The sequence below is a fragment of the Microcoleus sp. D3_18a_C4 genome, from assembly GCF_036702415.1.
In the GTDB taxonomy this organism is placed as follows: Bacteria; Cyanobacteriota; Cyanobacteriia; order Cyanobacteriales; family Microcoleaceae; genus Microcoleus.
In genome coordinates, this window is sequence record NZ_JAUBTI010000162.1 from 1 (window position 1) to 10,300 (window position 10,300).

Genomic DNA, 10,300 nt, shown 5'->3' on the forward strand with positions numbered 1-10,300 from the left:
CGTCCCCGCTCGCGTATTGTACAATACGCGAGCGGGGACGCTCGCACTGTAAATGCAAAACTGAGATGCTCCCACTCTTGTAGGGACATGGCAGTACCTTTCGTCGTGTCAACTTAAGCATGAAACCCCTGATAAATGTCGCTTTTAGGCAAAGTCTAGATCCCCCTAAATCCCCCTTAAGAAGGGGAGTAGGGGTTGACTTTGAGAAGACTCCTGTCCCACCCTTCTTAAGGGGGGCTAGGGGGGATCGGGGCCTAATCGGTAGACGATATACTGATACTACTTTTGAGGTTAAGTTAACACGAATGGGCAGTGCGGTGTCCCTTCGGCACTCGCTCGCACAGTCTACTTCACAACCCTGGAATACACTATTAAGTAGCGCGTCAAACCATTTTACATAATTTTTCCAAGACCGCATACATATCACCAGCAAACTTTTTCGGATTCCACAGCGGCGACAAATTGGCTGGATCTTTAGATTTCACCAACTGTGCTTTAATTGCATTTCTCAATTCACGTTCTTTGCCCAATTTTACACCCACTTCCACATATTCCGACCAAGACAAAGCCACGCCTGTTTCAATTCCCAAAGTCTGCAAAAACGAATAACCCATTCTCGACAAAAATTGCTCTCCTGTGCGAGTCACCACCGGCAAATTAAACCACAAAGCCTCTAAAGTGTGAGTTCCTCCGTTGTAAGGATAAGAATCTAACAACACATCGGCCAGCAAATAGATAATTCTGTGTTCTTCCTCAGTAGCAAACCTCGGCAAAAACTTAATTCGGTGCTTGCTCACTTTCTCAGCTTCGCAAGCTTGGTGATACGCACCCTCAAACACCGCAGCATCGCCTAAAGCTTTGTGAATTAAGATACTGTTCGGCACTTCTTTGAGAATCGCAATTTGTGCTTTTACCAACTCGCGATTAAATTTTCTGCCGGGACTGACGCACAGGTAAACTATCTGATCCAAACCGATCCGATGCGATTTTCTCAATGCAACGGGATCGACTCCATATCTCTGAAAACCTGACACCGCTACAAAGGAATCCGGCATCCTAATTAGCTGCTCGTCATAATATTTTTCCCTGTCTGCTGGGTGCGAGTGCCTGTCTGTAAGAAAGTAATTTTCTGGCGATATGTAAGGGGCGTCAAATCCCAGCCAAGAAACACAAACTGGTGCGGGTTTTTGGTAGAGAATGTCAGCGTGAACTGGTACGCTGAGAGAATCTAAATCAACTAAAACGTCCAATTCATCTTGCTGAATTTGGTCGATAATTTCGGCAGAATTGGCAAGGCCGTTCGGGTAGGTGGTCGGAAAAGTGAGTTTTCCCCAAGTTTCAAATTGCTTAGTGAGAGCGTCAGGGACAATTTTTTCAGAAGAGTACAAATACACATTGGGTGTGATATCGGACAATTCGCGAATGATGTCCGCGCTGCACCAACCTACAGAATGGCGGCTAAAGTGATTGGACAAAAAGCCGATTTTTAACTTGCTGGATGGAACCGTTGGTTTTAAACTGTAATTTGCGGGTTGAGAAAAATTAGGTTTAATACATTGGTCGATATACTTTTGGGCAATTAATCTGTAAAGTTTTGAGTTGGCCGCCAAGTCATCTCGCAAATAGGGCGTGCTGAATAACAAATTTGCATAAAGCGATTTAATTTCCACCGGGCTAGCGGTTTCTAAGTTTGGCTGCAAGTATGACTCTAGCTCTAAAAATCGATCGCCCGCAATTTGATTTAATCCCGACACTTGATAGGTGCTGATGAAGTAAATCGCGGTCATAATTGGATCGGTTTCGGCACACATTTGGCTGTATTGGTGTACGGCTTGCCGCGCGGCAGCTAAATCGCTAGTATCTCTGAGGATGTCGCACAAATGTTGGTGGGCAGAAATAAAATCGGGTTTAATTTCTAGAGCTTTTTGAAGGTTGGGTATTGCGTCTTTAAATTGACCTTGGTGGCGCAAAACTCGGCCAATTTGACAGTATGCTTCGGCTAAATCGGGTTTGAATGCGATCGCCCGCTGCCATGCAGCCACAGCCTCATCTAACTTCCCTTGCTGCGCTAATTTATCTCCTAAATTTAAGTGAAAATCTACTTGAGCAAGGTGGGGATTAAGTTCGAGAGCTTTTTGTTCGTATGCTACCGCTGCATCCGGCTGCCCCTGCTGCTTCAGTGCCCCTGCCAAATTCCAGTAAGCAGCAGCCAAATTTGGTTTAAGTTCGATCGCCTTTTCGTAATTGACAACCGCCTCCACCAAATGCCCTTGTTTGTAGAGCATACTGCCCAAATTAGCATAAGCCTCAGCAAAATCGGGATTCAGGGCGATCGCCTCGGAATAAAACCGCATCGCTTCCTCAATTTGGCCGCTTGCTTGCTGCACATTGCCCATTGTCACGTAAGCCGCCGCCCAATCTGGTTGCAATTCCAGAGCTCGGCGACAAGCAGCGACGGCTGCTGCTAAATTGCCTTGAGAGTAATAGGTTTCTGCAACAACTGTCAGGGATGCAGCATCTTCAAATTGGGGTGTTTCGGATTGGTTGCGAAAATCGGAATTCATTTTGCGGCCTATCTGTGCTATCAAGTTAAAGGTTGAATCTATATTATTTTGCAGAGTAGCAGTTTTAGCGGAACTACGGGCGATCGTCACAGAGAATTTATGAGCGACAAGCAAGCGACACAGCGCCAACATAAGATCAAGTGGAAACCAAACCTCCTGCTGGGGATACTCTTGTTAACCTTAGCAATCCCCTTACCCTTTGCCCAAAAGACTTTCGCACAGCAGCAGCAGACAGCCAGCTTGCGGCAGAAATTATTTCAAACTGCTCTTTATTTCACCCTATATTTTGAGGGTGGATTCAGCAATCACCCTGCCGATAAGGGCGGCAGAACTTATCGGGGCGTCTTGCAAACAGAATACAACGCCTACCGCTACAGTCGTGGGCTTCCGCCCCTCGACGTGACGCAGATGTCCGAAGCAGAGCTCCTAGAAATTTATAAATATTACTGGGATTCGAGCCTATCGGGCACGATGCAGCCGGCTTTGGCGATCGTCATGTTTGACACCGCCGTTAATTTCGGTATTAATAACTCTATTACTTTTCTCCAGCAAGCGTTAGGATTGCCGCAAACGGGAGTTTTTGACTCGCGCACCAAGCAAGCGCTAAAAGGAGCGAATAACAGAAATACCGCCCTGCAAATGATTAATGAACGAATTATTTACCGCTACAAAAGGGTGCAAGAAGACCCGACTCAGATGGCATTTTTTCGGGGTTGGCTGAGCCGCGATTACAGTTTGTGGGGCTATGTAAATAAGATTAAGTAGCTGACTGTTGACTGTTGACTGTTGACTGTTGATTGTTATTTCTTATTCTATATTTGTGGAACAGACATCTTGCCTGTGTTCTATAAATGGCGTTGCTGATTTAGGGTATGAATAAACTTTTCTCCAACGTTACAAAACTCACCATACTTGGCCCATAGCAATTGGGAAATTTTTAATTCATACCTGTATTCAGCAAAACCAGCTTTTTAAAAGAAGCAGAAGTATGAAAGCAAAAGAACGTAAAACGACCTCGCGCTTTAGATACCCGACTTCTTAAAGAAGTCGGGTATCTAAGTATTCTGTTTTTTTAGGTTTGTCTACTTACTTGCCGCAATTAGCAAAAGTAGAGAACAAGTTATGACCTTGAACTTTCGACGCTTGCCATGTATTACGCCGATCGCCAAAAAAACTTGTATCTCTACCAACGTAGCTTTGCCAACCTAATGCAGCAACAGTTGGGTACTGAGCGGGAAAATCCCCTAGCAGAGGAATGTCTCGCGAGTCAAGTTTCCATCCTACCTTTTTGGTAAATTCTTTAATTTCTTCTTCGCAAGTTTGACAATTTAAACCCTTCCCCGTCTGTTGCCAAATCTCTAACTGCGGAGTGAAGCCGTATTTGTTATTGCTGTGTTGCATCCACAATTGGTCGATCGCGCGGAGGTTAGGACAAGACGTGGGGTTGTTGCGGAGTATAGAGACGGTTTCGCGATCGGCGTCGTCCCACTTCTTAGCTTCTAATAAGGTTTGCAGTTGCCTGAATTCGCTGCTGGTTTCTTGGGCGCTAGCCCGAAAAGCTGGCTGCAAAACAGCAACTGATACGGTGATGAATACTAGGGTCATTTTTCCCAATTTAAACATGATGCTCCTCCCAGTAAAAGTGATTTAACAAATGATTCGTTTTTAGTGCCTACCTCATTTAGAAGGGCAATCACAGGATTGCCCCTACGCTGGAGTTGGATCTAAAGCAACACAAAATCCGATTCAGCAATCGAACTATTCAACCCAGTCACCGTTGCCAAAACTTGATTAGTTGAGGCAACTTTCAGCAGCGTTCCTCCCGCAGTTTGACTAATTTCTAACTGCTGGAAAGTCAAACCGTTATCGAGGGCAAATTTATCGATACCCACCTCAAAATCAACCACCGTATCCGAGCCGGCATCTGGAGTCAACAAAAAGCGATCGATCCCGCTACCTCCTGTCAGAAAATCATCCCCATTTTCACCGCTGAGGAAATCACCTCCCGCGCCGCCAAGCAAAGTATCATTGGTCTTACCGCCGTACAAACTATCATTGCCTGCACCGCCTTCCAAACTGTCAGCACCGCGGCCTCCAAATAAGATGTCATCGCCATCGCCACCTGTCAGTGTATCGAGTCCCCTGCCGCCGTAAATGCTGTCATTGCCAGCGCCACCATCGAGGGAATCACTAGCTTTTCTGGCACTGATAAAATCGTTACTGCTGCCGCCGATTAAAGTATCGCTATCATCAGTACCGACAAGATTTTTGCCCTCAGCGCCGAGAATTTCAGGAGAAGTATTGACAAGTTCCACATCACCTTGTACAACCGGAACAGCAGGTTGAGAAGGTGCTGGATTACCTTGAATTTTGGCCGTTAAAAATTCGCCCGTATTTTCGGCAACTACCTGTGCGATTGGTTTTGTGCCAGCCGCCGCTTCTTCGAGGGCGATCGAACTTTCACCTAATGCCACCTTTTGGACTTTGGCAATTTCCGAGGGAATAAAATCAGGCAAAAATTTAGATTTAACTTGATCCGTGCTTTGATTTGCCTCAGCCATTACCTTCGCAGCTTCCGGGGCAATTTGGGAAAGTTTTTCAGTGTTGAGACTGCTATCAACTTGTTTGACGTTGGCAACAGATTGCTCGATAATGCTTTCTACCTGTGCCGCATCGCTCAAATCGAGGGAACTGCCGGATTTGATTTTACTGTTAATTGCCCCGACAACAGCTTTGACGATCGCATCATTATCAGCCGTAGATGCACCATCGATTAAACTGCTAGTTTGGGTAATTACGTTTTGGACTTTGGTCATGGCGACTAGAGTTTCAACACCACCCGGTTCATTTTTGGCTGTAGAGGCGATCGGATCTAAGTCTAATAAGTCAACTCCCGCAGGAATAGACAGAGTAGATTTAACTTTTGACTCGGCTTCACTCTGCGTCATTCCCCCAGCCATCAAATCAGTTACCAAACTGGTTAACAAAGTGACAACATTAGCATCCGCAGGTGCAGCAACAGGCGTTTCCAGCGGCAAACCTGTCGCAGTATCCGTCCCGCCAAAAGCAACTAAATTGCCTTCATCTGCATCGATTTTCCCATTTTTATTTTTGTCAAAAGTCTCCAAGGGAATATCGAGCTGATAGGCACCGTTAGAGTCAGTAGTAGTTGATGGTTCGTTACTATCTTTAATGCCATTTTTGTTAGCATCTAGGAAGATGGTTGCACCGGAGATGTAACCATCAATAACCAAGCCTTCGCTCAAACTAGAAATGGTCTGAAGAGGCTCGTCATCGTCATTATTGGTAACGAAAACAATTGATGTAGTTAACCCGGAGTAATTGGGATCGGCGCTAACAGCAGGGTCGGCAATAATACTGTAATTTTGATTTCCATCAAATACAATATCATCAACGCCTTCTACCGTCACCCTCTGCTCTAGATTCCAATTAGTAGAATTGAAGGTAACAGTTGGCCTGGAAATTACTCCTTCTCCCACACTATTGCTACCAAAATTAATACTCACATCAGCAGTAGGTCGGCTGTTGAGTTTGACAGTGAATTGGTCTGTGCCACCTGCTTCTGTAGTGACTAATCCCGATGTTGGATTAATAATAATCTCTGGACTTGCAAGTATCAGTGGGGGCGTCACTTCTGTCGGCGTCGGCGTCACTTCTGTCGGCGTCACTGGTGTCGGCGTGACTGGCGTTGGCGTTGGCGTGACTGGCGTTGGCGTTGGCGTGACTGGCGTTGGCGTAGCGGATGTAGTTGGTGTTGGATTTGGTGTTGGAGTAGCGGATGTAGTTGGTGTTGGAGTTGGTGTTGGAGTAGTGGATGTAGTTGGTGTTGGAGTTGGTGTTGGAGTAGTGGATGTAGTTGGTGTTGGAGTTGGTGTTGGAGTAGCGGATGTAGTTGGTGTTGGAGTTGGTGTTGGAGTAGCGGATGTAGTTGGTGTTGGAGTTGGTGTTGGTGTCGGTGTTGGTGTTGGCGTAGTGGACGTGTTGCCAGGAGTGTCATCGTCTATAATCGTACCCTTAACGGTAGCAGTAGTAATGGTAGGTTTGGGGCCTGGTGCGATCGGATTTGACAAAGTAACGATAATATCTTCATTGCTTTCTGGTAATGTATCGCCCAAGACATCCATAATCAGGGTTTTGGATGTTTCACCCGGAGCAAAATCGATCGTGCCTTTGATACCAGTTGCCTCAGAAGTCCCGCCAATATTGTTGTAATCGCTGCCGTTAGTAGCATTGCCAGTAATGTCATAACTAACACTGCTGCTAAATGTAGTATTGCCGCTGCGAGTCACCGTGAAAATGGGAGTTTTTACACCCGTGTTGCCTTCAGTATCGCTAGCAGCATTGATAGTAATAGCGTAAGAAACGGCCTGATTAGCGTCTGAATCGTTGAGCAAAACCCTGATATCTCCAAGGGTGTTGCCAACTATATCGGCCTGTTTATCTGCGTTAAGGTCTACTATTGCAGGGTTGAGACCAGTGTAGGGAACCTCGTCGTAAGTGTTGAAGCCGCCCGTACCGTCTCCCCACAAAATGAAGGTCGAAATGACATCAGAAACTGCTAAATCAAGTTTGCTATCAGCATTAAAGTCTGCCAGGGTAAGTGAAGAGGGGTTCACTCCTCCATAAGCACTGGTGGTAGAACCAAAGCTGCCCTTGCCATCTCCGAATAAAATAGAAACGCTGTTAGAGCCACTATTTGCAGTTACTAAGTCAAGGTTGCCGTCGTTGTTCACGTCTCCCACATCTATAGAAGTGGGGGATTTTCCTACATCAAAGTTCGTGGCTTTGTCGAAACTACCTTTGCCATCTCCTAAAAGTACGGAAAGATTATTAGAGTTCTGGTTGGTAGTTGCTAAATCGACCTTTTTATCGCCGTTAAAGTCTCCCAAAACTATGCTGCTGGGAAATGTTCCCACACTAAAGTTAGTGGGTTTGCCATAGCCGCCCTTGCCATCTGCCAAGAGTATAGATATGTTGTTAGAGTCGGCGTTAAGAGTAACTAGGTCAAGCTTGTCATCGCCGTTAAAGTCTCCCCAATAGACGAAGGTGTAGGACGAACCCACATCAAAGTTGGTGGCCGGACTAAAGCTGCCTTTGCCGTCTCCTAATAAGACAGAAAAGCTTTTAGAACTCAAGTTAGTAATGCCTAAATCAAGCTTGCTGTCACCATTAAAGTCTCCTGCAGCAAAGTCGTAAGGAGCTACCCCTAAATTAATTTTGGGGCCAAAGTTAAATGTGCCATTGCCATTTCCAAAGAGAATGCCAATGTTGTTTGACAAAAGATCCATAGTGGCTACGTCAGGCTTACCGTCACCGTTAAAGTCTCCGGCGGTGATATTGGTGACGTAGATTTCTGGATCGTAGTCATTAATTTTAAAGAGTGAGAGAACGTGGCTGTAAGCAGCCAATATCTCTGGTTTTAAGGCTAAAGGTGTTTTGATTTTTCCTGTTTTGATTTCGAGTTCCCAATCGCCGCCCTTGGCTGCACTTCCTGTCAGATTCTGGGAGGCAGCAACGCTGGCTCCGGTTAGTTCGCTTAGCCTTTTGACAAAGGCCATACCTGTGTCGCCTGCTGCTACTTGGCAGCCATAAAGCAGAATTTCTGGTTGAATTCTTTCTTCCGCAGGGCTTGGGGATAGCGAATTTTCGATCGCGCCCATTTGTGTCGAAAACCACTGCTGTAAAGAAATGCGATCGCACTCGATGCTGTCTGCATTCAAGTGGCTGCTGCCCAATTGCAAGCAGCCCGGCGATCCGTGGGAAATTATGTGAATTGCGGAGACACTGCGATTTTGCAAGGCTTCTGCAATTTGTGCGATGCCGCTGCGACTGGCATCTAGTTGAATGACTTCGATTTCTGGGTTGATGCCGTTGGTTAAGGTTTGGGCTTCGAGTACGGCACTGTCGATAAATGCGATCGACTTTGTAATTGTTTGAGTCATTGAGTTTGGCATGATACACCTCTAAACATTTTGCTTAAATTGGGTACACTCAAATCTGCGAACTGCTAATTCGGCAATGTATTCCCTACTTAAAAGTTGTAATTGAGATAATAATCCAAACTACTTATAATGTCAATTCATAAAATTCATAACTTAAAGTCATAAAAGTCATATTTGTAAAAATATATTTCAATAAGTAGACAATTTATCCAACTTAACTTCAATCATGTATAACCTAAATATAGCGGTTGTCAGTTGCCCGATCGCAACGCAATCAATACTTGGTAATTGGGAAGTGGAAAGCTGTACATCATCCCTTGAAGCTTGCTATTTTAGGACAAAAAAAATGTGCAGAGCCTGTACAAGTAACTTAAGCCATGAAACTATGACGGTAGAAGAAGCAATAATTTTTTTGGACAATCTGGTATACGAACAAACGGAAAAACACCTGACTCGGTTGCAACAGTCGATAATTCGAGGCGTTGTAGGGGGTTTGACGTACCAAGAAATTCAGCAAAACGATCCGATCGCCCGTGGGTACACAGTGGGCTACCTAGGCCGCTACGTCGGCTACAACTTGTGGAAAGACCTCACCAAGGTACTGAGACAAGCAGAAATTCTCGGTCAAGAAGAAAGAGTAGTCGGAGCAAATCTTTGGGACTGTATCATGAGAGCTGTACAACAAGGCACACAACCCGCTAAATCTGTCGATCCGATGTTGCAAAAGCTGCTGCGGATGCGTTACCGAATTAGAGAACATTTGGTGAACACCGAGTACAGCGATACCTATCTGGCTGAAGATGAAAATTTGCCCGATCGACCTTTCTGCCTCGTCAAGCGCCTGAAAAGCCAGTCTGAGAGAACCAGCCAGCTATTCGATCGAGAAACGCGCGTTTTATATCGATTGGGCAAACACGATCGGATACCGGAATTGTTAGCTCGCTTTGAAGAAGATGGATATTTTTATTTAGTCTATCAATTCATCGAAGGGCAACCCTTGTATCAAGAACTAATCGAAGGTCAACCCTGGGAAGAACATCAGGTTATTGCTTTGTTGAAAGATATCTTGGAAGTGCTGGTATTCGTTCACAAACAAGATGTAATTCACCGCGACGTTCACCCTCAAAACTTAATCAGGCAGACATCAGATGGCAAAATTGTATTAATTGACTTTGGCGCAGTTAAAGAAATCAACACCTCGCACAACAGCACCGGCCAAACGCGATCGCGCGGCGGTACTCAGCAAGATTATATTCCCCCCGAACAAGCCATCGGTTCACCGAAATTGTGCAGCGACATCTATGCTGTCGGGATCATCGGGATTCAAGCCTTGACAGGAATGCGCCCGAAACAACTCAGAGTTGATAATTTAGGGAATCTCATCTGGCAGAAAAATGCAACTGTCACCCCGGAGTTGGCTCGCGTTTTAGACAAGATGGTACTGTACGCTTTCCCCCAGCGTTACCCGTCAGCAACCGAAGCTTTGGAAGCACTTCAAAAGTTGGGAGTTAGTTGACAGTTGTCAGTTGTCAGTTGACTGTTGACCGTTACCAAATCCCACTTTAATATCCCCCTCTTTAGTCCGCGCAGGCGGACTTTGTTTGTGTAGTAGCGGTTTCAACCACCGAGTCTTATTGTTGTGCCGATCGCATTTTCCACCACAGCAGCCGGTTTACAATGCGAGCGATCTTGTTGCATAGGATCGCGAATTAAATAACTTACAATTTTAATTGTTATTGTGGGATGGGCGTCCCGCCCGTCCTTTTTGGACGG

The 10,300-nt window shown here is 45.6% G+C and carries 5 protein-coding genes; 2 read left to right on the forward strand and 3 right to left on the reverse strand.

Going from position 1 to position 10,300, the window contains the following annotated elements; translation table 11 throughout:
• Positions 1-383: 383 nt before the first annotated feature.
• A complete protein-coding gene (locus QUB16_RS31900) occupies positions 384-2,564 on the reverse strand; it encodes a tetratricopeptide repeat protein (protein ID WP_333322300.1) in 2,181 nt (726 codons plus the stop codon).
• Between the two features lie 99 nt (positions 2,565-2,663).
• Here QUB16_RS31900 and QUB16_RS31905 point away from each other — a divergent pair, with 99 nt between their 5' ends.
• The gene (locus QUB16_RS31905; protein WP_333322301.1) at positions 2,664-3,329 is read left to right on the forward strand and encodes a glycosyl hydrolase 108 family protein; all 666 of its coding nucleotides are present in this window, start codon (positions 2,664-2,666) and stop codon (positions 3,327-3,329) included.
• 321 nt (positions 3,330-3,650) lie between these two features.
• Here QUB16_RS31905 and QUB16_RS31910 read toward each other — a convergent pair whose 3' ends face one another.
• Positions 3,651-4,169: a GUN4 domain-containing protein gene (locus QUB16_RS31910; protein WP_333322302.1), complete on the reverse strand. Its 519-nt coding sequence runs from the start codon at positions 4,167-4,169 to the stop codon at positions 3,651-3,653.
• A gap of 119 nt (positions 4,170-4,288) precedes the next feature.
• Positions 4,289-8,527 carry a DUF4347 domain-containing protein gene (locus tag QUB16_RS31915; RefSeq protein ID WP_333322304.1) on the reverse strand — a complete coding sequence of 1,413 codons (4,239 nt, stop codon included), beginning with the start codon at positions 8,525-8,527 and terminating at the stop codon, positions 4,289-4,291.
• 385 nt (positions 8,528-8,912) lie between these two features.
• Here QUB16_RS31915 and QUB16_RS31920 point away from each other — a divergent pair, with 385 nt between their 5' ends.
• Positions 8,913-10,043, forward strand: coding sequence for a serine/threonine-protein kinase (locus QUB16_RS31920; protein WP_333322305.1), 1,131 nt, complete (start codon positions 8,913-8,915; stop codon positions 10,041-10,043).
• Positions 10,044-10,300: the final 257 nt, after the last annotated feature.

What these genes read in the sequence shown, in the direction of transcription:
- QUB16_RS31900 (WP_333322300.1), bottom strand. Translation starts at nt 2,564, where the DNA reads ATGAATTCCGATTTTCGCAACCAATCCGAAACACCCCAATTTGAAGAT.
- QUB16_RS31905 (WP_333322301.1), top strand. Translation starts at nt 2,664, where the DNA reads ATGAGCGACAAGCAAGCGACACAGCGCCAACATAAGATCAAGTGGAAA.
- QUB16_RS31910 (WP_333322302.1), bottom strand. Translation starts at nt 4,169, where the DNA reads ATGACCCTAGTATTCATCACCGTATCAGTTGCTGTTTTGCAGCCAGCT.
- QUB16_RS31915 (WP_333322304.1), bottom strand. Translation starts at nt 8,527, where the DNA reads ATGACTCAAACAATTACAAAGTCGATCGCATTTATCGACAGTGCCGTA.
- QUB16_RS31920 (WP_333322305.1), top strand. Translation starts at nt 8,913, where the DNA reads ATGACGGTAGAAGAAGCAATAATTTTTTTGGACAATCTGGTATACGAA.